The organism is Pseudomonas deceptionensis, from assembly GCF_900106095.1.
GTDB classification, from domain to species: domain Bacteria; phylum Pseudomonadota; class Gammaproteobacteria; order Pseudomonadales; family Pseudomonadaceae; genus Aquipseudomonas; species Aquipseudomonas deceptionensis.
The window spans coordinates 2,430,385-2,454,222 of sequence record NZ_FNUD01000002.1; the positions used below are offsets into that span (position 1 = coordinate 2,430,385).

22 protein-coding genes are annotated in these 23,838 nt (G+C 61.4%); 11 read left to right on the forward strand and 11 right to left on the reverse strand.

Annotation, left to right across the window (positions count from 1 at the left end):
* Positions 1-36 precede the first annotated feature (36 nt).
* Complete coding sequence (locus tag BLW11_RS11170; RefSeq protein ID WP_048358664.1) at positions 37-2,703, forward strand: sensor histidine kinase; 2,667 nt, start codon at positions 37-39, stop codon at positions 2,701-2,703.
* A gap of 36 nt (positions 2,704-2,739) precedes the next feature.
* Positions 2,740-3,441 carry a response regulator gene (locus BLW11_RS11175; RefSeq protein WP_048358663.1) on the forward strand — a complete coding sequence of 234 codons (702 nt, stop codon included), beginning with the start codon at positions 2,740-2,742 and terminating at the stop codon, positions 3,439-3,441.
* Here the strand turns inward: BLW11_RS11175 and BLW11_RS11180 are convergent.
* Entirely contained in the window at positions 3,408-4,445 is a 1,038-nt protein-coding gene (locus BLW11_RS11180; RefSeq protein ID WP_048358662.1) for a patatin-like phospholipase family protein, read from the reverse strand. The two genes, BLW11_RS11175 and BLW11_RS11180, sit on opposite strands and share 34 nt — an antisense overlap.
* A gap of 221 nt (positions 4,446-4,666) precedes the next feature.
* Here BLW11_RS11180 and BLW11_RS11185 point away from each other — a divergent pair, with 221 nt between their 5' ends.
* The 3 genes from BLW11_RS11185 (at position 4,667) to BLW11_RS11195 (ending at position 6,616) form a co-directional block, all read left to right on the forward strand.
* Positions 4,667-4,945 carry a hypothetical protein gene (locus BLW11_RS11185; protein ID WP_048358661.1) on the forward strand — a complete coding sequence of 93 codons (279 nt, stop codon included), beginning with the start codon at positions 4,667-4,669 and terminating at the stop codon, positions 4,943-4,945.
* Positions 4,946-4,973: 28 nt separating this feature from the next.
* Positions 4,974-5,741, forward strand: a complete 768-nt coding sequence (locus BLW11_RS11190; RefSeq protein WP_048358660.1) for a CHAD domain-containing protein — start codon at positions 4,974-4,976, stop codon at positions 5,739-5,741.
* A gap of 77 nt (positions 5,742-5,818) precedes the next feature.
* Positions 5,819-6,616, forward strand: a complete 798-nt coding sequence (locus BLW11_RS11195; RefSeq protein ID WP_048358659.1) for an acyl-CoA thioesterase — start codon at positions 5,819-5,821, stop codon at positions 6,614-6,616.
* Here the strand turns inward: BLW11_RS11195 and BLW11_RS11200 are convergent, their stop codons facing one another.
* From BLW11_RS11200 to BLW11_RS11210, 3 genes are all read right to left on the reverse strand, one after another.
* A complete protein-coding gene (locus BLW11_RS11200; protein ID WP_048359506.1) occupies positions 6,617-6,874 on the reverse strand; it encodes a hypothetical protein in 258 nt (85 codons plus the stop codon).
* A gap of 113 nt (positions 6,875-6,987) precedes the next feature.
* The gene (locus BLW11_RS11205) at positions 6,988-8,469 is read right to left on the reverse strand and encodes a methyl-accepting chemotaxis protein (RefSeq protein WP_048358658.1); all 1,482 of its coding nucleotides are present in this window, start codon (positions 8,467-8,469) and stop codon (positions 6,988-6,990) included.
* A gap of 256 nt (positions 8,470-8,725) precedes the next feature.
* Positions 8,726-9,556, reverse strand: a complete 831-nt coding sequence (locus BLW11_RS11210) for a TatD family hydrolase (RefSeq protein ID WP_048358657.1) — start codon at positions 9,554-9,556, stop codon at positions 8,726-8,728.
* A 237-nt stretch (positions 9,557-9,793) separates the two neighbouring features.
* Here BLW11_RS11210 and BLW11_RS11215 point away from each other — a divergent pair, with 237 nt between their 5' ends.
* The 4 genes from BLW11_RS11215 to BLW11_RS11230 all read left to right on the forward strand — a co-directional run bounded on the left by BLW11_RS11215 (position 9,794) and on the right by BLW11_RS11230 (position 14,191).
* The gene (locus tag BLW11_RS11215; RefSeq protein ID WP_048358656.1) at positions 9,794-11,212 is read left to right on the forward strand and encodes an MltF family protein; all 1,419 of its coding nucleotides are present in this window, start codon (positions 9,794-9,796) and stop codon (positions 11,210-11,212) included.
* Positions 11,213-11,315: 103 nt separating this feature from the next.
* Positions 11,316-11,750 (forward strand): DoxX family protein, encoded by a 435-nt coding sequence (locus BLW11_RS11220; protein ID WP_048358655.1) that lies wholly within the window; start codon positions 11,316-11,318, stop codon positions 11,748-11,750.
* Positions 11,751-11,950: 200 nt separating this feature from the next.
* A complete protein-coding gene (locus tag BLW11_RS11225) occupies positions 11,951-13,627 on the forward strand; it encodes an acid phosphatase (RefSeq protein ID WP_048358654.1) in 1,677 nt (558 codons plus the stop codon).
* 255 nt (positions 13,628-13,882) lie between these two features.
* Positions 13,883-14,191 (forward strand): hypothetical protein, encoded by a 309-nt coding sequence (locus BLW11_RS11230; protein ID WP_048358653.1) that lies wholly within the window; start codon positions 13,883-13,885, stop codon positions 14,189-14,191.
* Positions 14,192-14,203: 12 nt separating this feature from the next.
* On the opposite strand, the gene BLW11_RS11235 is transcribed toward BLW11_RS11230, so the two are convergent.
* A complete protein-coding gene (locus BLW11_RS11235) occupies positions 14,204-14,650 on the reverse strand; it encodes a GFA family protein (RefSeq protein ID WP_048358652.1) in 447 nt (148 codons plus the stop codon).
* 390 nt (positions 14,651-15,040) lie between these two features.
* Between BLW11_RS11235 and BLW11_RS11240 the strand changes: the two genes are divergently transcribed.
* A complete protein-coding gene (locus BLW11_RS11240; RefSeq protein WP_048358651.1) occupies positions 15,041-15,310 on the forward strand; it encodes a hypothetical protein in 270 nt (89 codons plus the stop codon).
* 431 nt (positions 15,311-15,741) lie between these two features.
* Here BLW11_RS11240 and BLW11_RS11250 read toward each other — a convergent pair whose 3' ends face one another.
* The 5 genes from BLW11_RS11250 to BLW11_RS11270 form a co-directional block, all read right to left on the reverse strand.
* A complete protein-coding gene (locus BLW11_RS11250) occupies positions 15,742-17,028 on the reverse strand; it encodes an NAD(P)/FAD-dependent oxidoreductase (protein ID WP_048358650.1) in 1,287 nt (428 codons plus the stop codon).
* Positions 17,021-18,610, reverse strand: coding sequence for an aldehyde dehydrogenase (NADP(+)) (locus BLW11_RS11255; protein WP_048358649.1), 1,590 nt, complete (start codon positions 18,608-18,610; stop codon positions 17,021-17,023). Before BLW11_RS11255 ends, BLW11_RS11250 begins: the two co-directional genes overlap by 8 nt.
* Before the next feature lie 117 nt (positions 18,611-18,727).
* Positions 18,728-19,675 (reverse strand): dihydrodipicolinate synthase family protein, encoded by a 948-nt coding sequence (locus BLW11_RS11260; RefSeq protein WP_048358648.1) that lies wholly within the window; start codon positions 19,673-19,675, stop codon positions 18,728-18,730.
* Positions 19,676-19,726: 51 nt separating this feature from the next.
* On the reverse strand, positions 19,727-20,653 hold the full coding sequence (locus BLW11_RS11265) for a 4-hydroxyproline epimerase (protein ID WP_048358647.1): 927 nt from the start codon (positions 20,651-20,653) through the stop codon (positions 19,727-19,729).
* Positions 20,654-20,707: 54 nt separating this feature from the next.
* Positions 20,708-22,351, reverse strand: a complete 1,644-nt coding sequence (locus BLW11_RS11270; protein ID WP_048358646.1) for an APC family permease — start codon at positions 22,349-22,351, stop codon at positions 20,708-20,710.
* A 203-nt stretch (positions 22,352-22,554) separates the two neighbouring features.
* On the opposite strand from BLW11_RS11270, the gene BLW11_RS11275 reads away from it, so the two are divergent.
* On the forward strand, positions 22,555-23,328 hold the full coding sequence (locus BLW11_RS11275) for an AraC family transcriptional regulator (RefSeq protein WP_048358645.1): 774 nt from the start codon (positions 22,555-22,557) through the stop codon (positions 23,326-23,328).
* A 9-nt stretch (positions 23,329-23,337) separates the two neighbouring features.
* On the opposite strand, the gene greB is transcribed toward BLW11_RS11275, so the two are convergent.
* Positions 23,338-23,835, reverse strand: coding sequence for a transcription elongation factor GreB (gene greB / locus BLW11_RS11280; protein ID WP_048358644.1), 498 nt, complete (start codon positions 23,833-23,835; stop codon positions 23,338-23,340).
* Positions 23,836-23,838 lie beyond the last annotated feature (3 nt).

Below are 23,838 nucleotides of genomic sequence, written 5' to 3' on the forward strand. Positions count from 1 at the left end.
GGCTACAGGTTTGTTCACATTTAAACAGGTAAACCCATGAGTCATTCCGGTCGCGCCGATGCGCTGTTAGCTGATTTGCCACGGGCAGGCCGTGGCCGGCTCAAAGTGTTTCTTGGTGCGGCACCCGGTGTAGGCAAGACCTACGCCATGTTGCAGGCGGCCCACACTCAACTCCGGCAAGGGGTGACGGTGCTGGCGGGGGTGGTCGAAACCCATGGCCGGGCCGAGACGCAAGCGTTGCTCAACGGCTTGCCCCAGCAACCCATGCTGCGTTCGGAGTATCGCGGCGTGCAGCTCGACGAAATGGACCTCGACGGTCTGCTCGCGGCCAAACCCAAGCTGGTGCTGGTGGATGAACTGGCCCACAGCAACGCCCCCGGCAGCCGTCACGCCAAGCGTTGGCAGGATGTGCAGGAATTGCTCGCGGCCGGGATCGACGTGTACACCACGGTCAACGTCCAGCACCTGGAAAGCCTGAACGATCAGGTGCGCGGCATTACCGGGGTGCAAGTGCGAGAAACCCTGCCGGACTGGATCGTGCAGGAAGCCTACGAACTGTTGCTGATCGACCTGCCGCCCCGTGAGCTGCTGGAGCGTCTGCGCGAGGGCAAGGTGTATGTGCCGGAGCAGGCGCGGGCGGCGATTGATGCGTTTTTCAGCCAGACCAACCTCAACGCCCTGCGTGAGCTGGCGATGCAGACGGCGGCGGTGTACGTCGATGATGAACTGGACAAAGGCTATCGCCAGCAGGGGCAATCGGCGCCAGCGCTGCGTGGCCGCCTGCTGGTGGGAATCGACGGCGATATGCATGCCGAGCGCCTTGTGCGTCACGCCAGCCGGGTCGCGGAGCGTCGGCACCTGCCCTGGAGCCTGGTGCATGTCGACAACGGCACGGTGCGGGACGAGCAATCACGCCTGCGCCTGCAAAGCGCCCAGCAACTGGCTGAGCGCCTCGGCGGCGAAGTGGTGTTGCTGCGCGCAGGCGAAGTGGCCAAAACCCTGATCCAGCACGCCAGCGAGCGCCGTGCCAGCTTGCTGCTGGTCGGCCAGTCGCGGCTGACCTGGCGCCGTCGCCTGTTCGGTGGCGGGCTGGCGGCGCGCTTGTTGCGTGACTCCCATGGCCTGGAAATCAACGTGCTCGACAATGAGCAATCCCCCGCACCCACCGTCAGCCGGAGCGAACACACGCTGGTGTGGTTCGACTATGGGCTGGCGCTGATCGCCACGGTATTGGCCAGCGCTCTGGCCTGGGGGGTGTCCAGCGTGCTGGCGCTGCCCAACATCTCGCTGGTGTTTCTGGCCGCCGTGTTGCTGGTGGCCGTGCGCAGCAGCCTGGGGCCATCGCTGGCCTGTGCGGCGCTGTCATTCCTGGCCTATGACTTTCTGTTTATCCCGCCCAATTTCTCTTTGAGCATTCAGCGCGAAGAAGATGTGCTGACGCTGTTGTTCTTTCTGCTGATGGCGGCGTTGACCGGCAAACTGGCGTCCCGCCAACGTCGACAATTACAGGCCTTGCGCGACACTCAGCAAGAAACCACCGAGCTGCTCGACCTGTCGCGCAAGCTCACGGCCGCCACCGACCGCAAAGCGGTGGTCAATGCTGCCGGTCAGCATTTGAGCGCCTGGAAAGAACTGGATGTCTGCCTGCTCAATCGCAATGGCAATGGCGGCTGGGACGTTGAAACAGGCGGGCCGCTACAGTTTTCCGAAGCCGAACGCGCCGCTGCGGACTGGGCCTGGGCCCACGACCAGCCAGCGGGCAAGGGCACGGGTACTCTGCCCATGGGGCGTTGGTGGTGGTGGCCGATAAGCGCCGAAGAGGGGCCGCTGGCCTTGCTCGGTGTCTGTCCAAAAGAGGGGCAGCAGTTGAGCGGTCAGCGCCGCCGCTTACTGATGGCCCTGAGCCAACCCCTGGCCCAGGCGCTGGCCCGCGCACGTTTGGCCCAAGACCTCGAAGCCGCCCGTCTGCACGGCGAAACCGAGCAATTGCGCAGCGCGTTGCTGGCGTCGGTATCCCATGACCTGCGTACCCCGCTGACCACCATGCGCGGCAGTATCGACACCTTGCTGGCGTTGGGCGAAGCGATCCCGCTGGCTGACCGCCGCGAGTTGCTCGAGGGCACCCGCGACGAGGCTGAGCGCCTGGACCGCTATATCCAGAACCTTTTGGACATGACCCGCCTGGGCCACGGCGCTCTGAAACTGGCCCGGGACTGGGTGTCGCCGGCCGACATTGCGGGTAGCGCCTTGAATCGCTTGCGTGCGGTGCTGGCACCCTTGCAGGTGCAGGTGGATGTGCCGCCGCAATTGCCGCTGCTGCACGTACACGCCGCATTGATTGAGCAGGCGCTGGTCAACGTGCTGGAAAACGCCGCGCGCTTTTCACCGCCCCATGGTCATCTGCAATTGACGGCGGGGGCGGACGAGGCTGAGCTGTGGTTTGCCGTCAGTGATCAGGGGCCGGGCATACCCGAGGAGGATCGGGCGAGGATTTTCGACATGTTCTACACCGCTGCCCGAGGCGATCGCGGCGGGCAGGGCACGGGGCTGGGGTTGGCCATTTGCCAGGGCATGGTCGGCGCCCATGGCGGACGGATCGCCGTGGGTGAGGGCATTGGCGGGCAGGGCACTTGCATCACGCTCTACCTGCCGTTGCCCGAGCAACCAGGCCTGGAGAATGAAGAGTCAGAACGTGAAGACTGATACTCTTTGGCCATCCCCATGCCGCGAAAAGATGTCATGAGCCAGAGCTCGACTATTTTAGTCATCGATGACGAACCGCAGATTCGCAAGTTCTTGCGCATCAGCCTGGTGTCCCAGGGCTACACCGTGCTGGAAGCCGCGACCGGCGCCGAAGGGTTGAGCCAGGCGGCGCTCAGGCGCCCCGATGTGGTGGTGCTGGACCTGGGCTTGCCTGATATGGACGGCCAGCAGGTGCTGCGCGAGCTTCGCGAATGGTCCGGCGTGCCGGTGCTGGTGCTTTCGGTGCGTGCCAGCGAGGCGCAAAAAGTTCAGGCGCTGGACGGCGGGGCCAACGATTACGTGACCAAGCCTTTCGGTATTCAGGAGTTCCTGGCCCGGATTCGCGCATTGTTGCGTCAGGCACCTGCGGGAGAGGCACCGGAGTCGGCGCTCGAACTCGGCCCCCTGGTGGTGGATCTGGCCTTTCGCCGGGTGTTGCTCGATGGCGTCGAAGTGGCGCTGACCCGCAAGGAATACGCCGTGCTGGCGCAACTGGCGCGCCATCCCGGGCGGGTCATCACCCAGCAGCAATTGCTCAAGGATATCTGGGGCCCGACCCACATCGAGAACAGCCATTACCTGCGAATTGTCGTCGGTCATTTACGTCAGAAGCTGGCGGATGATCCGACCCAGCCGCGGTTTATCGTGACCGAGGCCGGAGTCGGTTACCGGTTGCTGGATCCGTCTTCATTTTCGTAGCGGTCCAGAGTGTCCTTGGCAATTTGCCGGCCCAGGGCGATCAGTTCCTGGGCTTTGTAAAACTCGAAAAACCGGCACACGCGCTTGGGCACGTTGATCAGAATATCCGGCGGGTAACCGGCAATTTTGTATTGAGCCAAAGAGGTTTGCATCACCTCGAAACTCTGGTTGATCAGGTCCAGCAGTGACGCCGGGCCGACGTTGTCGACGATCACCGAACCGGTGGCCGATTTGGGCGAGCCTTGGGCTGGCGCAGGCCGTGCGGGTTGGGTCGAGTCGAGCCAGGGGTCGGGCAGGGGCTCGGCCAGGGGGTTGAGCATTTCCTGTTCCAGATTCAGCAATTGCTCGGCATGTTTGTTACGAAACGGCATGTGCGAACCCAGCGAACTCATCAAGTTGTCAAAACGCCCTTTGAAGGCGGCAGGGCGCTGGATGACGGGCAGTTGATAGTTGCTCTGCTGGGTTGAGTTCAGGTTGACGGCGATGATCAGGTCGCAATGGCTGGAGACCACCGGCACGATGGGTAACGGGTTGAGCAGGCTGCCGTCGACCAGCATCCGGTTGCCTTGCATCACCGGGGTGAACAGGCTTGGGATGGCCGCCGAGGCGCGCATGGCCTGGTGCAGGCAGCCTTCCTGGAACCAGATTTCCTGCTGGTGGGTGAGGTCGGTGGCCACGGCCGTGTAGGGGATGCGCAGGTCTTCGATATTGATTTCGCCGACGATATTGCGGATCTGGCCGAAGACTTTCTCGCCGCGAATGGCTCCCAGCCGAAAGCTGACGTCCACGAGCCGCAACACATCGAGGTAGTCCAGGCTTTGAATCCAGTCGCGGTACACGTCAAGCTTGCCCGCTGCGTAAATACCCCCGACCACCGCGCCCATGGAGCAACCGGCGATGCAGGCAATGTCATAGCCCCGGCTTTCAAGTTCTTCGATCACGCCAATGTGGGCATAGCCCCGTGCACCGCCGGAGCCCAATACCAATGCAATACGCTTTTTCATGAACCGTACCTTCCCCCAGACAGATACTCACAATGCCTTTTTGTGGCGTGCAGTGACAGCTTTCGGGAAGAACTCGTGTCTGCAAGCTAGGCTAGGGGGTGTTCTCAATCAGTTTGCGCGCCGCGCCGGGTCTGTTGACGATTAGATATTTGCGTTGAGGCACTTTTGCGCCGGTTGTTCGTCTGAGACTGCACTGAATATTAAATTTTGAGGAAGACACGATGAAAGCATGGATCTGTGTACCCATGATTGCCCTGGCGCTGGCTGGCTGTGCGGGGACTAAAGCCTACCGGGACACGTGTGCAACGAACCTTGATGCGGCCTGGCATGAGCTGGACCTGGCCAAGGCAGAAGGTTTTGCGGGGACGGTCAGCTACTCCAAGGCTTTTTCCTTGGTGACTGCGGCCAAAACCCAGCAGCAATTCGAAGCGTTTGAAGGCTGCTCCATCAAAGCCGAAAAAGCGCGTTTCTATATTCGAGAGTCCCGCGCCGGGCGTTGAACCGTAGTGCAAAGGGGAGAGGGTAGGGATGTCTGAGCTGGTAGACCGGATAATCGAGAACATTGTGCGCCTGGAGGTCCGATTGTTTGCCTGCCAGGCGCGCCTGGAGGCCGATACCGACCCTGAGGCGCTGCATGACACGCGAACCACGGTTCGTCGTTTGCGCAGCCTGTTGCGGCCGTTGCGTGGCTTGCCGGGCGTGGTGCAACTGGAGATGTCGGCGTCTCAGGTAGGCGTTTTGACCACGCCGTTGCGTGATCTTGAAGTGCTGGCGGCGCATTTGCAGCAGCTGGGGCATGAGGCGCTGGCTCGCAGGCGACTGGACAGGTTGTCTGGCAGTTATGCCCTGGTGGCCGAGAGTGAACAGCTGGCGCAACTGCTGATGATCCTGGATGTGTTCCCGCGTTTTCTCCGCGCCGCCGAGCGCGAAGGGTTGTTGCGCGGGCTGCGTCAGCGGATCGAAAAGGTCCTGGAAAAACAGTGGCAAACCCTGGGCAAAGCCCTGCATGACCCAGGGCATGACCGTCACCGCGTAAGGTTGCTGATCAAGCGCGTACGCTACGCAGCCGAGGCCTACCCTGAGCTGGACCACCTGCCGCCGCTGGTTTTGGCGCGGCTTAAAGCCGCACAAAAGGCCTTGGGCGAGTGGCACGATGCCTGGCAGTGGCTGGTGCAGGCCGGGCAGCATCCCGACTTGCAACCCTGTGTCGAGCAATGGCAGGCAACCCTTGAACACGGCGAGAAACGCGCTGACAAGGCGCTGGTCAAATTGAGTGCAGCTTGCTTCCACTCCTGATATTTGGCCGATACAGCACTGTGCAGGGTCAGACGGATGGGTAGTATCCCATCATACTTTTCTGGCTAGAGGTGCTTATGCAGTTTTGCGAATTGGTAGCAGCGGTGCGCAGTACGCCTTTGGACGTCACCATCCCGGCAGACTGGGGCCAGGGCCGTGCCAGTTTCGGTGGCCTGGTGGTGGCTTTGCAGTACGAAGCCATGCGCGCCCATGTTTCGGTAGACCGTGCATTGCGTTCTCTGGCGGTGAGCTTTGTGGGGCCGGTGGCGGCCGATGTGCCGATCCGTTTTGAGGTCGAGGTCTTGCGCGAGGGCAAGGCGGTCAGCCAGGTAATGGGCCGGGCTGTGCAAAATGGTCAGGTGGTGACCCTCGTGCAAGGCAGCTTTGGCGCCTCACGCGAGTCTGCGGCGCGCATCGACGCGTTGCCCGCGCCCGAGATGAAGCCGCCGGAGCAATGCCCGTTACTGCCCTACATCAAGGGCGTGACCCCGGAATTCATGCGCCACCTGTCCATGGGCTGGGCCGTGGGCGCATTGCCGTTTTCAGGTCGCGGCACGCGGGAAATGGGGGGGTGGGTGCGTTTTGCCGGTGAGGTCAAGGATGAGCCCCTGACCGAAACCCATTTGCTGGCGCTGGTCGACACCTGGCCGCCTGCGCTATTGCCCTTGCTGAACAAACCGACCGCGGGCAGCACATTGACCTGGACGATCGAGTTTGTGCAGCCACTGCCGCCGGCCAGTACCCTTGAGTGGTGCAAGTACCTGGCGGTCATCGAGCATGCCCGTGATGGCTACGGTCATGTGGCGGCCAATCTGTGGGCTCCGGGTGGTGAGCTGATTGCGATCAGCCGCCAGACTGTCGCGGTTTTTGGATAATCAGAAGGCCTGACTGCCCGGCTGTTTGGCTTCGGGCTTGCGGCCCTGACGCTGCAAGCCCAACCCTGCAAACAAGGCGATCAGTCCAATCACCGCGCTCGTTGCGTTTTCACTGAACACGCCCGAGACCACCAGTAGAAAGGCCAGCACCATCATCTCAATGGCGATCAGGTCCAGTGCCTGATTCTTTGCGTTCTGACGGCTCTGGGGGTTCGAACGCCACTGCCAGGCCGGAAAATCGGGATGACGTTTGCCCATGATTGCTCTCCTTGTTCAAGGATTCAGCCTTGGCTGAACCGGATGAACAAAGAATAGGCCCGGGGTCGAAACGGAGCGAATCAACAATGGCTATGGGCCTTATAGGCAGATGCCTATAGCTTTAACTGACCAATCGCCCGGTTCAACTCGCCGGCCAGAGTTGCCAGTTGATTGCTGGTGGTGGCCGAGTCGACGGTTTGCTGCACCGTGTTTTCGGTGACATCACGAATACTGACCACTGCGCGGTTCATCTCTTCCGCTACCTGGCTTTGCTGCTCGGCGGCCACGGCGATTTGCGTGTTGCTTTCACGCATCTGTGCCACGGCGTGGGTGATGTCTGCCAGCGCCGCTCCGGCTTCCTGGGCCTGCTGGACGCAGTCGTCTGCCTTGAAAGAGCTTTCCTGCATAAAGTCTACGGCGTCACGGGTTCCCGCCTGCAAGGCTGAGACCATGGCGGTGATTTCGTCGGTGGAGGTTTGCACGCGCTTGGCCAGGTGCCTGACTTCATCGGCGACCACGGCAAAGCCACGGCCCATCTCGCCAGCACGTGCAGCCTCGATGGCCGCGTTCAACGCCAGCAGGTTGGTTTGTTCGGCGATGCTGTGAATCACACTCACCACACCGTTGATCTTCTGGCTGTCCCGGGCCAGTTGCTGAATCATCTCGGCGGTGGTTTGCACTCCGGTCGACAGGCTGGCGATGGACTGCTGCACGCGGCTGACCACTTGCTGGCCGCTGCCGGCCAGGTCGTCTGCGGTTTGCGACAGATCGCGGGTGGCGCCGGCGTGCTGGGCGATGTGGTAGACCGTGGCCGACATTTCATTGATCGCAGTGGCCGCCTGATCGGTTTCACTTTGCTGGCCGAGCATGCCGTGACGCACCTCATCCATGCTGCTGGCCAGGCGAGCGGCCCCGGCGTCCAGTTGCGCGGCGGTCTGGGCCACGGTGTTCACCACCCGCTGGTAGCCGGCCTGCATGGCATTAAAGGCGCTGGCCATCTGCCCGACTTCATCCGTACAGGCCAAAGGCACCCGGGCGGACAGGTCTCCGGTTTTTTCGACATGCAACATCACGTCTTTGAGAGTGTTGAGCTGGCTTAGCAGGAAGCGGATCAGCAACTGCGAGGCGCAGAGCATGGCCAGCATCAGGACCAGCACCGCGACGGCATAGTTGGGCAGCCGCTCGACAAACACCTGCGCCAGGCTGGGCGTGTATGCCAATACCGCGATTTTTTGCCCGTCGTCGCGGGTCAGTACATCGGCGCCGGCCAACAAATCGTGCCCGAACAGCGGAGTTGGATTGATCGAAACCCAACCCTGGGTGTTGTTCAGTTGTGGCACCGGTTGGTCGTGAACCTTGGGCGTTTGCCCGGGCTCAAGGCGCAGTAGATGCGCGGCCTGGGGCAAGGCTTGCCCGGCTGGCCAGGCGCGCAGCAATTGCGCCTGAGACTGGGCACTGGCCCGGGCGTCTGCGCTGCGCGATTGCTGCTCGAGTTGCACGGCGTACAGCACCAGCAACAGGGTGGTGACAAACGCCACCGCGTTGACGGCCCAGAACTTGTACTTAAGCGAGATGTTGCTAAGCCAGGTGCCCATGGAAGGTCTTCTCTGAGTTGGCGGAAACAATATTGGCAAGGTGCCATCATTGTGCCGCTACTCAGTGAGGATCTTGTTGATGTGGGTCAAGAGAGATGGGGTGCTAACCCTTGTAGCCGCTGAGGAGCGTAGCGAGGCTGCGATCGGGTGCGAAGCAGCCGCAAACCCGGGCACTGCGGTCGATCATATAAATACCTGACTCAGGTTTTACGGTCGCTTCGTCGCAGTGGCGCACCACACCGATCGCAGTCTTGTTCTACTCGTCAGCGGCTACAGGTATGTGGGCTATCACCGGCAATCCAAAAAACGCCCGTGCACAGGCGGTGGTATGGGCGGCCAGGTCCTGTTCGCTTTCGCCACGGTGCACGGCCACTTCGCGCAGCACTTCGGTCAGGTAAGCCGGCTCGTTACGGCCGCTTTTCGGCTTGGGCCGCAGGGTACGCGGCAGCAAATACGGGGCATCGCTTTCGAGCATCAGGCGGCCACGGGGGATGTCGCTTACCAGCGGGTGCAAATGGGTGCCACGGCGCTCATCGCAGATCCAGCCGGTAATGCCGATATGCAGGTCCTGATCCAGATAGTTGAACAGGGCCCGCTTCTCGCCGGTGAAACAGTGCACAACCGCGGCCGGCAAGCGGTCACGGAAGTCACGCAGGATCTCCAGCAGGCGCTGACTGGCGTCGCGCTCATGCAGAAAAACCGGCAGTTGCAGTTCCACGGCCAGCGCAAGATGCTCCTCCAGCACTTTCTCCTGCTGCGGGCGAGGCGAGAAGTCTCGGTTGAAATCCAGCCCGCATTCACCCACTGCCCGCATGTTGGGTTCTTTGAGCAAGGCCAGCAAACGCTGGGCACTTTCGCCATTCCAGTCGCTGGCCGAATGCGGGTGAATACCGGCCGTGGTGAACAGACGCTGAGCGCTTTCGTCCAGCTCACGGCTCAAATGCAAGGCCAGTTCACTGCCTTCAACGCTGGTGCCCGTAAGGATTAATTGCTCCACTCCAGCGGCGTAAGCACGGTCTAAAACCGCCTGGTGTTTGCCGTCGAAGCTTGGGTTGGTCAGGTTGACGCCGATATCGATGAGTTGCATGGTGCTACCTCAGGCCAGAGGCCGGGAAGCATATCAGAGCTGTAGATTTATAAGAAAAACCAAGAACTACAGACAGTTATGGTTGTCTTTGAATGCCGCAACAACGCAATGCCAGGCTTTCCACAAAGCGCATTGACTGTTTTGCGCGCTGTTTCCAGCGCTTAAAAGCCCCAAAAGGGGCAACCGGTTGTCGGGTAATCCGACAGGGTGCTGGGCTGTATTCTTTCCGGAGAACGGATGACAAGACCGACGCTATTGATTGCGCTGTGCCTGATGCTACTGCCGTTACCGGCACTGGCACGCCTGGCCGGACCCTTGCAGGTCGGGCAGCCGAGTCAGGTCCGCGATCTGGCGCAAATCCGCAGCAGCCAGGTGCTGCGGGTGCTCGTCAACCAAAGCCGCAACAGCTCGGGTGAAGTGCAAGGCCAGGACATTGGCGTTGAATATCATCGCTTGCGTGCATTCGAGCGTTACCTCAACGGCCACGCCCGTGACGGTCAGGAAATCACGCTCAAGATCATCCCCAAATCCAAGGACCAGCTGCTCGGCGCCTTGTCCCGCGGTGAGGGCGATATTGTCGCCCCGGGGGAATTGATCGACTTCAAGCCCAGCCGTGCCATCAGCCCCAGCGATCCGATCATCGACGATGTGCCATTGATGCTGGTGGGGGTGAAAGGCGAGCGCCGCTTCACCCGTTTTGAACAACTCTCGGGCCGTACCGTGGCGCTGACCACGGGGAGTGCTGCCGGTGCCTCGGTCAATCTGATCAATCAGAAACTGGCCCTGCGCAAATTGCCCCCGATCAAGATCGAATGGGTGGACCCGACCCTGGCGGTGGAAGACGTGCTGGAGATGGTTCAGGCCGGTATTTTTCACCTCACCATCGTTGAGCAACCGATTGCCGAGCGTTGGGCCACGCTGATGCCCAAGCTGCGATTTGACCGCAAGGTGCTGGTCAGCGAACCCGAAGCGATACGCTGGTATGTACGCCGCGATGCTTCGATGTTGCACGCCAGCATTGACCGCTTTCTGGCCGGCTACAAGGTGCCGGCCGATCAGGACGTAGCCTTTGAGCGCGTGTATCGGCGCTTGTACCGGGTGCATTACCCCCTGGCCCGTGCCGACCGCCAGAAGCTCGAAAAGCTGCGCCCGGTGCTGCAAAAACATGCCCGGCAGCAGGGCATGGACTGGCTGAACCTCGCGGCGCTGGCGTTCAAGGAGTCCACCCTCGACCCCGACGCCAAGGGGATGGGCGGGGCCACCGGGCTGCTGCAAATCACCCCTACGGCGGCGCAGCGGGTAGGGGTGAGTAATATTCAAAACGTGGATAACAATGTGCAGGCCGGGGCCAAGTACCTGGCGTTGATCCGCCGCAAGTTTTTTTCCAGCCCAAAACTCAACGAGCGCGAGCGCATGGCCTTTGTGCTGGCGGCGTACAACATCGGGCCCGAGCGGGTGCAAGGCATGCGTGCCGAGGCCCGGCGGCGCGGCCTGAACCCGGATCAATGGTTCTTTCAGGTGGAACGAATCGCCATGGAGCAGGTGGGAATGGGCGCGGTCAGCTATGTTAATAGCGTGAACAAATACTATTTGGCCTTCGATCGGGAGCGCGACTCGCTGGAGCCTGTAAAAGTCGATCTTGTGTCACGCAAATAATCGAATAAACTGATTGGTATGTTAGGTTTATTCGGCTTTTAACATTATTAAAACTGATTAGTATGGCGAGCATTCCCCAACTGATGACTTAAAGGATTCCACCATGAGCAAATTGATCCAAACCGTACTGGGCACCCGCGCAGGTTATGGCTTGACGGTTCTGCGCATCTTTGTCGGCGTCATATTTGCCGCCCACGGCTCGCAAAAGCTGTTTGGCTGGTTTGGCGGTGGTGGGCTGGCGGGCACGGCGCAGTGGATGGAAAGCATCGGCCTGGGGCCGGGTACCTTGATGGCCGCACTGGCGGGCGGGACCGAGTTTTTCGGTGGTCTGGCCCTGATCATCGGCTTGCTGGCCCGGCCTGCGGCACTGGGCCTGTCGTTCACCCTGCTGGTGGCAATTTTCTCGGTGCATATCCATAACGGTCTGTTTATGGCCAACAACGGCTATGAATTTGCCCTGGCCCTGCTGGGTGGCACCGTCGCGGTACTGATCGAAGGCGCAGGCAAGCTGTCTATCGACCGTAGCATTGGCGCTTAACAAACGATTTTGTTGCAAGCTACACCGCCCCGGGCCGCAACGGCCCGGGGCTTTTTTTTGTGTCCTCATTGCCCATCCCGTGCAGCCCTCTGAGTGAACATCGACCCTCAGAGGGTTCGACCTCCTGCCATTGCTTCGTCACAATCCCCTGCTAGCGTGCCCGCCAGAAATAATTTGTTACAAGCAATCAGGAATCTGTGATGAGCGATGAGAAAGACCAGGACACCCAACGCCCGGCCGATACCAGCCGCCGCCATTTCCTCGCCGGTGCTGCCGCACTGGGCGTAGGTGCAGTCGCCTTGAGCGCCTGCGGCAACAGTGAGCCTGACAGCCCTGCGCAAGCTCAGCCGCTGACGCCGGTTGAACTGGACAAAAAACTCGGCGAACAGGTCAAGACCATCGTGGTGATCTATGCCGAGAACCGCAGCTTCAACAACCTGTTTGCCAACTTCCCCGGTGTGGAGAAACCCTTGTCGGCGCTCAAGCCCGCCGACTACCAGCAGCGCGACCGTGATGGCAGTCTGTTGCATACCTTGCCGCCGGTCTGGGGCGGGGTGTTGCAGGTGGGGCCGCAGACGGTCGATGGGGTGACGTATGCCCAGGGTGTGCAGTTCCAGGAGAACCTGCCCAACGCACCGTTCGCCCTGAAGGGGCCAAACCAGGAAGATTTGCCGCTGAACCTCGTGACCCGGGACTTGTGGCACGTGTTTTATCAAAACCAGATGCAGATCAATGATGGCAAAAACGACCAGTTCGTCGCCTGGGCAGATTCCGGTGGTCTCACCATGGGCTATTACCCCCAGACCCGGTATTCGCTGCGCCTGTGGGACGTGGCGCGGGAGTTTGTGTTGTGTGACAACTTTTTCCAGGGGGCCTTTGGCGGCTCATACCTCAATCACCAGTACCTGATCAGCGCCGCTGTGCCGTTCTATCCGAATGCAGCCACCTCGGTGGCCGAGTCGCAGATCGCCGTGCTGCAAGGTGATGACCCAACCGGTACGCGCCTCAAGCCCCTGGAAAAATCCCCGGCCAGTGCCATGACCGGCGCCCCGCAGTTTGGCCCCAGCGCCCTCACGCCAGACGGCTTTGCGGTGAACACCATGGCTCCGCCGTACTGGCCGACCTGGATCCGCGACCCCGAGCGCCCGGACTATGCCAAGCCCGATCTGCCGAGCGTACTGGTGCCGCAAACCCACGAGCATATCGGCGACAAACTGAGCAAAAAGAACGTCGACTGGGCCTGGTACGCCGGTGCCTGGCAGAGCACGCTGGACCAGTTCAAGGGGGCGGAGGGCCTGCCCAAAATTCCGAACTTCCAGTACCACCATCAGCCGTTCAATTACTTCGCGCAACAAGGCCCGCAGAACCCGCTCGAGCGCAGCAAGCGTCTGCGTGACGGTGGCCTGGGTGACGAGGCCAGTACCAACCGGTTCCTCGCCGACGCCGAGGCAGGCACGCTGCCTGCCGTGAGTTTCTACAAGCCCCAGGGCAACCTGAACATGCACGCGGGCTATGCGGATGTGGCCGCCGGTGACCGTCACCTGGACCGTGCCCTCAAGGTGCTGCGCAGCAGCCCGCAGTGGCAGAACATGGTGGTGGTGCTTACGGTGGACGAGAACGGCGGCTGGTGGGACCACGTAGTGCCGCCCAAGGGCGATCGCTGGGGCCCCGGCACGCGAATCCCGGCGCTGGTGGTGTCACCCTTTGCCCGCAAGGGCACGGTGGATCACACCGTGTATGACACGGCCTCGATCCTGCGCCTGATCACGCGGGTGCATCAGCTTGAGGTGCTTGATGGGCTCAAGCAGCGTGACGATGCGATGAAAGCCCGCGGGCAAACCCCCATGGGGGACCTGACCAACGCGCTGCAGTTCTGACACCGTTCACCCGGTCGCGAGCCGTCTGGCGGGCCCGCGACTGGAACGGCGTTTTTCGATGTACATGATTGTTGACAGTTGTAAGCAGGTTTCTCTAGGATGTTTTCTTGCGCCGATTTAAACAGCTACTTGCGGGGCGCCAGAGGGTCACAGACCTTCTAAGAGGCTTGAAACAGGCCTCGAAATACCGCTAAAGCGCTGGTTCGGTGTTGCCTCTCACCTGCCACGCAGAATCTTGAGGCGGAGAACCGACACATGAGTAACCCACGTCCCCTTGTACGTCTTGCGCCGATCACGGCCAATCTGACCCTGAGCAATCCAAAAATCCTTCTGGGCGGCAAGCATCAGCCAACGCTGCTGCGCTATCTGGACGGCTGGCCACGCCGCAAGGGTCGGGCCACCGCGTTTCTGATCCAGTTTGTGAAAGACGGTGATGAGTTGGCGCAATTTGCCAATGACCGTTTTGATCTGGCTGTGATTCAGTCCCCCAGCGCCGAGAATGCCGAGCGGGTAATCCGCAACCTGACCCGTGTGTGCCGTCAGGGGTTGATTACGCTGCGCTGAATGCCTGGGGCATCAATCGTCAGGTTCGGCCTGGTACCGCAACCAGCCCGCAATCAGGAAGCTGCCGTCCTTACGGTCTTTAGGGTGTTCTCGGCCTTCGTACACCGGCAGCTCGGCGAAATCAAAAGGGCTCATACCTTCGATACAGGCAACGTTGACGCCGTATTCATGAGGCCTGGAACGGCGCTGGTGAAAGGTGTAGATGCCGCAGCGTGAGCAGAAGTAGTGCTTGGCCTCGTTGGAGTTGAACTGGTAAAGCGTCAATACATCCTTGCCCTGGAGTATGTCGATTTCTGCCAGGTTGGCCGACACGGCAACGGCCCCACGCATGCGGCAATAAGAGCAGTTGCACCGTCGCACGGTATTCAAACCGTTGGTCAGCCGTACCGTGAAGCGCACAGTGCCGCAGTGGCAGGCGGCCTGGTATACGGGGCGGGAGGCTGTGCTTTTGGTAGTCATGGCGGTCCTTTATGTCGGCTTTTGCGTACGACGGAGGGTCCATTTTATGTTAGGTGATTCTGGAGGTCAGGCAGCAACTGATCTGCCACGTGTTTTCGGGATTTTTCGCACAGGTTTGCCAATTGCTGGGGCGATGGTTCGACGCCTATAGTCGGCGCTCGCCCTGGGGCGACCGGGTTTGGCGACTTGGGCAATATCCAGTTAGTGTGCAGTTGTTATATAAGGCTAGGCGTGTATTTTGCGTAGTGCTTTATGGCAGCTGTACGTGGGAGATCTTCGGATCTGCCGGGTTGATCTGGATACCGGTTCGCCAACCCGCGTACAGCGGCCACCTGTTTTTGTTTGGCGACGGAAACGGTTGGTACAAATACACTATCCGGAGTTTTACTCATGACTTATCCCCCGTTTATTCCGCTCACCGCCATCGACTGCACCATCCCCGCCTTGCTGATCGACCGTAACGCTCCCCTCGACGTACTCCACGCCAACGCCATTGCGCGCATTCTGGCTGTAACCCAATTGATGGAAATGTTCTCCAGCCGCGAAGTGCAAGAGGCCGATTCTGTTGACCTCAAACACGTGGCCACTGTCGCGACGCTCTTGCTGCGCGACGGGTGCGATCTGCTGGATGTGTTGGGCTGGCGCTTGCGGCCCGCTTAACGGGTATGGCGAGTACATATCCGGTATTCGCGTTTAACTTGAATATTGTTTTCGCTCTTACAGCGAGTCCCTTTTGGAAGGACCCAAAAGGAACCAAAAGGTCCTCGCCCCGGCGTACGGCCTTCGCTGCGCTCAGGTTCCCTCGTTCCGGTCCCGCTCCGTGGGCACGCCGTGACGGGCCATCCATGGCCCATCACGGCTCTCCCGGCATCCATGCCGGGAGACCCACTGCGCAGAACCTCCACTCGGCCTCCCGAAGGGGCGGGTAGATCAAGATCAAAAACCAAGCAAAAGCAAAAGCAAACTGTAGCCGCTGCCGAAGGCTGCGATCGGGTTGGTGCGCCACTGCAACTGACTTAGCAGTGAAAACAAGGCTTGAGGCAGCCCGCTCCCGCTGCAGGCGCGGGAGCCGGTTTGTGCTGCCTTAGAAGTTAGAAGCGGTCCAGCCGATAGGGTTGCAGCGCTGGCAGTTCATGGGGGCTGCCAGATGTTGTCGGTGCTGCCAGCTGGGCGATCAGTTCGGCGGTGACTGCCGCTTGAGTCAGGCCCAGATGCTGGTGGCCGAAGGCGAGCAGCACTTTGCCGTGACACACCCGATCAATGATCGGCAGTGAGTCGGGCAGCGAGGGTCTAAAGCCCATCCAGGGTGTTGCACCCTCAGCACTCAGGTCGCGGCTGAACAGCCCTTTGCTCAGGCGATGCAACTGCCAGGCGCGCTCCATGCTTGGCGGCGCCTCCAGGCCCGCAAATTCAACCGTACCCGCCAGCCTCAAACCCTCGGCCATTGGGGTCATGATGAATTTGCGCTCCAGTGAGGTGACGGCAAACGGCAGCCGGCCATGCTCGTGGGGCAGCATCAAGTGATACCCGCGCTCGGTGTCCAGCGGGACTTTTTTGCCGGTCAGGGCGGCGGTCAGTTTCGCCGAGTGGGCACCGCAGGCGATCAGAACCCGGCGAGCTGTAACCCGGCCCTGGTCGGTGACCAAGGACACCCCGGCATCGTTCAGTTGCCCGCCCATCACCTGCCGTTTTAGGAACTGCACCCCGCAGGTTTTGGCGGCTTTAACCAGTTCGCAAACGACGCGGTACGGGTCGATAAAATGCCCCGTGGCCGGAAAAAACAACCCGCCCTGGATCTGCTCGCTCAGTTGCGGCGCAGTCTCGCGCACGGCCCCGGCCTGCCAGAAATCAACCGGCACTTGTTGCTGACGCATGCGGGTCTGCAACGCTTCGAGTGCCTGGCGTGACTCGGGGCGCTCGTACACCAGCAATGAGCCGTCTTCTTTCATCAATCCAGGGCAGTCCATGCCTTCCAGCAACCGGTACCAGGCAGCCAGGCTGCTTTCGTTGAGTGCACGAATGCCGGCCACGGTGCGCTGGTAAGGTTCGGGGCGCAGGTTCAGTAACAGGCGCGTGAACCAGGGCAGGGCCCGTGGCATGTATTTCCAGTCCAGCCGCAAGGGGCCCATCGGGTCCATCAGCATGGCGGGCAAGCGCTTGAGAATGGACACGTCGGCAATGGGGAACACCTGTTCGGTCGCCAGGTGCCCGGCATTACCGAACGAGGCACCCTGGCCCGGCTCCTGCTGGTCGATGACCACTACCCGCAGGCCCTGACGTGCCAGTTGCAGGGCGCAGGCGACACCGATGATGCCGGCGCCCACCACCGCAATGTCCGCACCCTCGTGCGGACTGTTTGACGCGACGTTATCAGGCATTTTCCAGTACTTCTCTCTGACCATCGAGCAGGCGGCGCAGTTGCAGAGGGTTGGTGTGCTTGAGCGCTGTCGGCAACAAGCTGTCCGGGAAGTCCTGGTAGCAGACCGGGCGCAGGAAACGCAGGATTGCCGCGGTGCCGACCGAGGTAGTGCGCGTGTCTGAGGTCGCCGGGAACGGGCCGCCGTGAACCATGGCATCACACACTTCAACCCCCGTCGGCCAGCCATTGACCAGCAGGCGACCGGCCTTGCGTTCCAGCACCGGGAGCAAGGCCCGGGCACTCTCAAGGTCAGCATCATCCAGTTGCAGGGTGATGGTCAGTTGGCCTTCAAGATGCTCTAGCACCTGACGGATCTCGTGGTCATCCGCGCATTGCACGACCAGCGACGCAGCACCGAAGATCTCGGCTTGCAACGCCGCGTCGGCGAGGAAGTCCCTGGCCTGGGTCACGAACAGGTGGGTCTGGCACTGGTTTGGCGTGTTGCCTCGCACACCGGCGGCGACTTCCTGGGCGCTGGTCAGTTCCAGCAGCGAGCCGACACCCGCCTCGTATGCCTGGAAAATCCCGGGAGTGAGCATGGTCTGCGCCTGGCTGCGCTGGACGAGGTCGGCAGCGGCGCTGATGAATTGATCCAGCGCCGGGCCCTGGCGGGCAATGACCAGCCCCGGGTTGGTGCAGAACTGGCCGGCGCCCTGGGTCAGGGAGGCAACGAAGCCTTGGGCCAGCGATTCGCCACGCGCCTGCAGGGCGGCGGGGAAGAGCAATACCGGGTTGATCGAACTCATTTCCGCATACACCGGGATGGGCTCCGGGCGCGCAGCCGCCGCTTTGCACAGGGCGATGCCGCCACTGCGTGAACCGGTGAAACCCACGGCCTTGATGCGCGGGTCGGTGACCAGGGCAATCCCCACTTCGCGGCCGGAGCCGAACAGCAGCGAAAAGACACCGGCGTGCAGGCCGGATTTTTTCACGGCACGGGCGATCGCGTGGCCAACCAGTTCGCTGGTACCTGGGTGGGCGCTGTGGGCTTTGACGATCACCGGGCAACCGGCCGCCAGTGCCGATGCGGTGTCGCCACCGGCCACCGAGAAGGCCAGCGGGAAGTTGCTGGCGCCGAACACGGCCACCGGGCCCAGCGGTACCTGGCGTTGGCGCAGGTCGGAACGCGGCAGGGGCTGGCGCTCAGGCAGTGCGGTGTCGACCCGTACATCCAGCCATTCACCCGCACGCACGGTGCGGGCAAAGGTGCGCAGTTGATGGCAGGTGCGGCCGCGCTCACCCAGGATGCGCGGGCGTGGCAGCCCGGACTCGCTGACGGCGCGGTCGATCAACTCATCGCCGATGGCTTCGATTTCATCGGCGATGGTTTCAAGAAAAGTGGCACGAGCTGCCAGTGGCGTCTCGCGATAGCTGTCAAAGGCCTCCCACGCCAAAGCGCACGCCTGCTCGACATGTTCGCCGGTGCCGCCGAGGTAGGCCGGTTCCAGCGCTGTGCCGGTGGCGGGGTTGATCGCCCGGATCGCTTCGCGGCTACCGGTGATGGCTTGCTGACCGATCAGCATGTTGCCTGTCAGAGTCATGGCGTGTTCCTGGAAAAATTGGGCTGGGGGTGTGGGAGCGAGCCTGCTCGCGAAGGCTTCGCGAGCAGGCTCGCTCCCACAGAAGCACCGCTCGTTTAACTGAGCGGAGCTGAGCGATCAGGCAACGTTCTGTTCGGCGGACCAGTTTTTGTACCACTGACGGAACAGGGTGTACTGGTTCTCGGCGTAGTGACGCTGGGCATCGCTGAGCGCATCGGTCTCGTTGAAGTGCAGGGTGTATTCGGTGTCGCCATTGAGCACCATCAGGTGCTTGTAGTAGAGCACCAGGTCGGTGCCTTCATCGAACGACGACAGCACGGCAAGGGCAGCTTCCAGCTCACGGGCCAGGCGGCGGGCCTTGGGGTCGCCCAGGGCCGCTTGCTTGCTCAGGGCTACCAGTTGCAGCACTTCGCGTGGCAGGGCGTTACCGATACCGGTAATGGCACCGGTGGCGTTGCAGTTGACGAAGCCATGGACCACTTGGGTATCGACACCGACCATCAGGGTTACGTCATCGTCCTTGGACGTGATGTGCTCAGCGGCGTAACGCATGTCGGCGGCACCGCCGAACTCTTTGAAGCCGATCAGGTTCGGGTATTCGCGACGCAGTTCAAAGAACAGGTCGGCGCGGGTGGCGAAGCCGTAGTAAGGGCTGTTGTAGATCACGGCCGGCAGCTGTGGAGCTGCTTGCAGGATGGCGGCGAAGTGAGCTTTTTGCGCAGCAGGCGAGGCCGCACGGGACAGCAGGCGAGGAATCACCATCAGGCCCTGGGCGCCGACTTTGGCGGCGTGTGCGGCGTGGGACACGGCTTCGCGGCTGTTGACGGCGCCAGTGCCAACGATGGTCGGAATGCCGGCAGCCACCAGGCGTGCCACGCCTTCCTGACGCTCGGCTTCGGTCAGCAATGGCCAGTCACCCATGGAGCCGCAGTACACGACGGCGCTCATGCCGATATCGATCAGTTCGCGGCCCTTGGCGACCAGCGCGTCGAAGTCCGGTTTGCGATCGGCGGTGCAAGGGGTCATCAGTGCAGGCATGCAGCCGGTGAAAATGTTATCGCTCATTGTTGTAACTCCTGGAGTCGTTTAGTCAGATGTGAGTGCAAAGGCGGAGGCTTAAATGCCCCACGCAAAGGAATCCTGTTCGTCGATCAGCAGTGTGCTGTCGGCGGTCATATAGGCCTGGCCGGTGATGAAAGGGCGAATGCGCTCGCCTTCCCACTGATAGCTGCCGATGAACTGGCTGCCCGTGATGCTGGCCTGTACCCAGGGCTCACCGGGGGCGAGTTTGCCGTCGGCCGCCAGGCACGCCAGTTTGGCGCTGGTGCCGGTGCCGCATGGCGAGCGGTCGTAGGCCTTGCCCGGGCACATGACAAAGTTGCGGCTGTCGGCCTTGTCGTCGTCGGCAAACAGTTCGATATGGTCGATGAGTGCGCCGTCTTCGCCATGGATGCCTTGTGCCTCAAGGGCCTTGAGCATCGCCCAGGTGTACTCGGTCAGGGCTTCAACGTTGTCCAGTTGCAGCACCTGGCCGTGGTCTGATACCAGGAAAAACCAGTTGCCGCCCCAGGCGATATCGCCGTAGACGCGGCCATGGCCTGGCACCTCGACGGCCACCTGCTGGCGGTAGCGGTAGGCGGGCACGTTGCCGACGGTCACGGTGCCGTCTGGATGCAAGGTGGCGCTGACCGGGCCGACCGGGGTGTCGATCTTGTGCTCTCCGGTCTCGATCAGCCCCAGGTGGTGCAGCGAAGCGACCAAACCGATGGTGCCGTGGCCGCACATGCCCAGGTAGCCGGCATTGTTGAAAAAGATCACGCCACAGGTGGCATCCGGCGACACGGGTTCGCAATACAGCGCGCCCACCAGTACATCGTTGCCACGGGGCTCCAGCAGGCAGGCGCGGCGCCATTGGTCATGCTGGTCGCGCAGTTCATCGCGCTGCTCGACCATGGTGCGGCCGGCCAGTTGCGGAAAGCCTTTGATCACGAGGCGGGTGGGTTCGCCGCCGGTGTGTGAATCAATGATATGTACGTGCTTCATAAACTTATCCCCTGGAAGAGAACAACGGCTGGGAAGACGGTGGCTAACGGTGTCTCAGGACGACGTCTGGATAAACGCTCCCGTGGCGTGCCGGGGTGGCGTCTGGCTGACAAGTTCCGGGGCTTCTTCGCTTTCCTCGTCGTCTTCCAGGCGGACCATGTGTGCCGGTACGCCGGTGGCGGCCCCCCAGTAATAGATACCCGTGGCGCACGCAGCGACGACCAGGGTGTCGAAAGGGTGAGCGAGCACGCCCAGGCCACCGAAGGTGCCGAGCTTGGACAGCACGATGGTCACGGCATAGAAGCCGATCAGCCACAAGGAAGAGCGCACTTGCTGGGCCAGGCTCAGGTGGTTGGTCGGTACAAAGCGGGCGCACAGCAGGTACACCACAAACATCACGATCTGCAGGCCGAGCAACCAGGACACGGTCTTCCAGCCTGACCAGTAGACGATCAGCGCAGCGACGATGAATGACAGCGGCCCCAGCACGGCCATCCACTTGACCCTGAAAGGGCGCGGCATGTCGGGTGCATTGCGGCGCAGTGCGGCCACGGACACCGGAGCCACGGCGTAGCTCAATACCAGCGCGGCGGATACCACGTTGATCAGGGCCTCCCAGGAGGGGAACGGCAGGGTCCAGAACACTGACAGGCCAAAGGTCAGCCACAGCGCCGGGCGCGGGATGCCGGACTTTTCATCGATGCGGGTGAACACTTTGAAGAACGTGCCGGTTTGCGCCCAGCCATAGATCACACGCGGTGTCGCGTTCATGTAGATATTGCCGCAGCCGCTGGGGGAGATCACCGCATCGGCCACCACCAGATAGGCCAGCCAGCCCACACCCAGTGCCAGGGCGATGTCGCGATAGGGCAGGGCCAGTTCCTTGGTCACACCGGCCCAGCCGTTGACCAGCATCTCGGTCGGCACGCCGCCGAGGAAGGCGACCTGCAACAGCACATAAATCACGGTAGACAGCAGAACCGACAGGATCAGGGCAATCGGGATGGTGCGTTGCGGGTTTTTGACCTCGCTGGCCACCGAAATGATCGGGGTCAGGCCCAGGTAGGCGAAGATAATGCCGCCCGCGGAAACAGCCATCTGCACGCCCGACAGACCGAAGGGAGCAAAGCCCTGGGAGTAGAGGTTTTCCGGTTTGAAGAAGGTGAACAGCACGCCGATGACCAGCAGCGGCACGATGAACTTGAACACGCTGACCAGGTTGTTGGCCATGGCGAAGGTCTTCACGCTGCGATAGTTGAGCATGAAGAACAGGCACAGCAGGCCGAACTGCAGGAGCCAGCCCAGGATCGAAGGATCACTGGAGCCTGCCTTGGTCAGCTCGGGGAACCATGCTGCGGCGTATTGGCGAGCGGCGACCACTTCAATCGCCACCAGGCTGGAAAATGCGATCAGGGTGATAAAGCCCATCAAGTACCCGAGCAGCGGGCCATGGGAGTACACCGGGTAGCGGATAACGCCACCGGCGCGCGGCAGGGCAGCGCCCAATTCACAGTAAACAATGCCCAACAGCAGCACAGAAAAACCGCCCAGCAGCCAGGAAAATATCCCCGCGGGCCCCGCAATTGCAGAAACGTGGCTGGCTGCGAACAACCAGCCGGAACCGAAGATGGCACCCAGACCGATAAAGGTCAGGTCCATCAGTGAGAGCTGTTTCTTGAATTTGCCTTTACCTGACATGGAGTCGCCTTATTGTGAGTTTTTGGTTAGGCAGGTGTGATGTCATTTGCCATTGCGCCAAAACCACTGGCGGGTGTGCAATGGCGCTAGATTGAACGTCCGGGCGGGTTTGCGATTGATGTTTTCCATTGAAGCCGATGACGAAATCAGCACAATATGGACAGGTGGATTCAGCCTGTTCGAGTAGTGGGGGAGTGAGATTCATGACGCAGAATGCTTTTGCAATCCTGTGCCAGGGGAGCGACCTGAGCCGGCCGCAGACCCTTGAGCAGTTGCTGTCAGGCGTGGCGCTGTTGTTGCCGATGCTGGACGTGATTCCCAATGCGGCGATTTTTATCAAGGACAACCAGGCGCGCTATGTATTGGCCAATCGCACGCTGGTGCAGCGTTGCGGGCTCAAGCAGCTGCAACCCTTGCTGGGTAAAACCAGCGCCGAGGTTTTCCCGGAGCAACTGGGGCCTGGCTATACCGAGCAGGATCGACGCGTGCTGGAGCAGGGGCTTGTGCTGGAGGACCAGCTGGAGCTGCACCTGTACGGCAGTCGTGAGCCGGGCTGGTGCCTGACGCACAAGCGGCCCCTGTACAACTGCGATGGTGAAATAATCGGCCTGGCCGGGATCTCGGTGGACCTGCAGTCGGCCAGTGACACGCACCCGGCCTACCAGCGGCTGGCGGCGGTGGATGAGCATATTCGTGCGAATTTCAATCGGCGCGTCACCCTGGGCGAGCTGACGCGCATTGCCGGGATTTCAGTGGCGCAGCTGGAGAGGTATTGCAAACGGGTGTTCCACCTGACACCGCGACAGATGATCCAGAAGGTTCGTCTGGAGCACGCCCATCGTCTGTTGCTGACGGACATCCCCATCACCGAAGTTGCACTGCAGTGCGGCTATACCGACCACAGCGCGTTCACCCGGCAGTTCAAGGCATTGACCGGCTTTACGCCACGTCAGTACCGGCAGGCCACGGCGCCCTGAGCGTCAGGGTTACGGGTATTCAATCGCGACGATATACACCCACTGCTCACCGGTGGGTGTTTGCACCTGGACTTCGGCATCCAGTGACTTGCCGATCAGCGCCCGGGCCAGGGGTGAGTCGATACTGATCAGGCCCAGCTTGAGGTCCAGCTCATCGGGCCCGACGATGCGGTAGCGCGACTGCTTGCCTTCCTCATCCTCGATGGTGACCCAGGCGCCGAAATAGACCTTGTTCGGATCGCTGGGTTTTTCGCTGACGACCTTGAGGCTTTCAAGGCGCTTGGTCAGAAAACGCACACGGCTGTCGATCTCGCGGAGCATTTTTTTGCCGTAGGTGTATTCGGCGTTTTCCGAGCGGTCACCCTGGGCTGCGGCTTCGCTGACCGACTGCGTCACCTGGGGCCTGCGAACGTGCCACAACTCGTGCAACTCGGCACGCATGCGCGCCTCACCTTCAGGGGTGATCAGCGCGGTGCCGGCAGGGCGGGGAGGGCGATAGCGGCTCATGGG

What these genes read in the sequence shown, in the direction of transcription:
- BLW11_RS11170 (WP_048358664.1), top strand. Translation starts at nt 37, where the DNA reads ATGAGTCATTCCGGTCGCGCCGATGCGCTGTTAGCTGATTTGCCACGG.
- BLW11_RS11175 (WP_048358663.1), top strand. Translation starts at nt 2,740, where the DNA reads ATGAGCCAGAGCTCGACTATTTTAGTCATCGATGACGAACCGCAGATT.
- BLW11_RS11180 (WP_048358662.1), bottom strand. Translation starts at nt 4,445, where the DNA reads ATGAAAAAGCGTATTGCATTGGTATTGGGCTCCGGCGGTGCACGGGGC.
- BLW11_RS11185 (WP_048358661.1), top strand. Translation starts at nt 4,667, where the DNA reads ATGAAAGCATGGATCTGTGTACCCATGATTGCCCTGGCGCTGGCTGGC.
- BLW11_RS11190 (WP_048358660.1), top strand. Translation starts at nt 4,974, where the DNA reads ATGTCTGAGCTGGTAGACCGGATAATCGAGAACATTGTGCGCCTGGAG.
- BLW11_RS11195 (WP_048358659.1), top strand. Translation starts at nt 5,819, where the DNA reads ATGCAGTTTTGCGAATTGGTAGCAGCGGTGCGCAGTACGCCTTTGGAC.
- BLW11_RS11200 (WP_048359506.1), bottom strand. Translation starts at nt 6,874, where the DNA reads ATGGGCAAACGTCATCCCGATTTTCCGGCCTGGCAGTGGCGTTCGAAC.
- BLW11_RS11205 (WP_048358658.1), bottom strand. Translation starts at nt 8,469, where the DNA reads ATGGGCACCTGGCTTAGCAACATCTCGCTTAAGTACAAGTTCTGGGCC.
- BLW11_RS11210 (WP_048358657.1), bottom strand. Translation starts at nt 9,556, where the DNA reads ATGCAACTCATCGATATCGGCGTCAACCTGACCAACCCAAGCTTCGAC.
- BLW11_RS11215 (WP_048358656.1), top strand. Translation starts at nt 9,794, where the DNA reads ATGACAAGACCGACGCTATTGATTGCGCTGTGCCTGATGCTACTGCCG.
- BLW11_RS11220 (WP_048358655.1), top strand. Translation starts at nt 11,316, where the DNA reads ATGAGCAAATTGATCCAAACCGTACTGGGCACCCGCGCAGGTTATGGC.
- BLW11_RS11225 (WP_048358654.1), top strand. Translation starts at nt 11,951, where the DNA reads ATGAGCGATGAGAAAGACCAGGACACCCAACGCCCGGCCGATACCAGC.
- BLW11_RS11230 (WP_048358653.1), top strand. Translation starts at nt 13,883, where the DNA reads ATGAGTAACCCACGTCCCCTTGTACGTCTTGCGCCGATCACGGCCAAT.
- BLW11_RS11235 (WP_048358652.1), bottom strand. Translation starts at nt 14,650, where the DNA reads ATGACTACCAAAAGCACAGCCTCCCGCCCCGTATACCAGGCCGCCTGC.
- BLW11_RS11240 (WP_048358651.1), top strand. Translation starts at nt 15,041, where the DNA reads ATGACTTATCCCCCGTTTATTCCGCTCACCGCCATCGACTGCACCATC.
- BLW11_RS11250 (WP_048358650.1), bottom strand. Translation starts at nt 17,028, where the DNA reads ATGCCTGATAACGTCGCGTCAAACAGTCCGCACGAGGGTGCGGACATT.
- BLW11_RS11255 (WP_048358649.1), bottom strand. Translation starts at nt 18,610, where the DNA reads ATGACTCTGACAGGCAACATGCTGATCGGTCAGCAAGCCATCACCGGT.
- BLW11_RS11260 (WP_048358648.1), bottom strand. Translation starts at nt 19,675, where the DNA reads ATGAGCGATAACATTTTCACCGGCTGCATGCCTGCACTGATGACCCCT.
- BLW11_RS11265 (WP_048358647.1), bottom strand. Translation starts at nt 20,653, where the DNA reads ATGAAGCACGTACATATCATTGATTCACACACCGGCGGCGAACCCACC.
- BLW11_RS11270 (WP_048358646.1), bottom strand. Translation starts at nt 22,351, where the DNA reads ATGTCAGGTAAAGGCAAATTCAAGAAACAGCTCTCACTGATGGACCTG.
- BLW11_RS11275 (WP_048358645.1), top strand. Translation starts at nt 22,555, where the DNA reads ATGACGCAGAATGCTTTTGCAATCCTGTGCCAGGGGAGCGACCTGAGC.
- greB (WP_048358644.1), bottom strand. Translation starts at nt 23,835, where the DNA reads ATGAGCCGCTATCGCCCTCCCCGCCCTGCCGGCACCGCGCTGATCACC.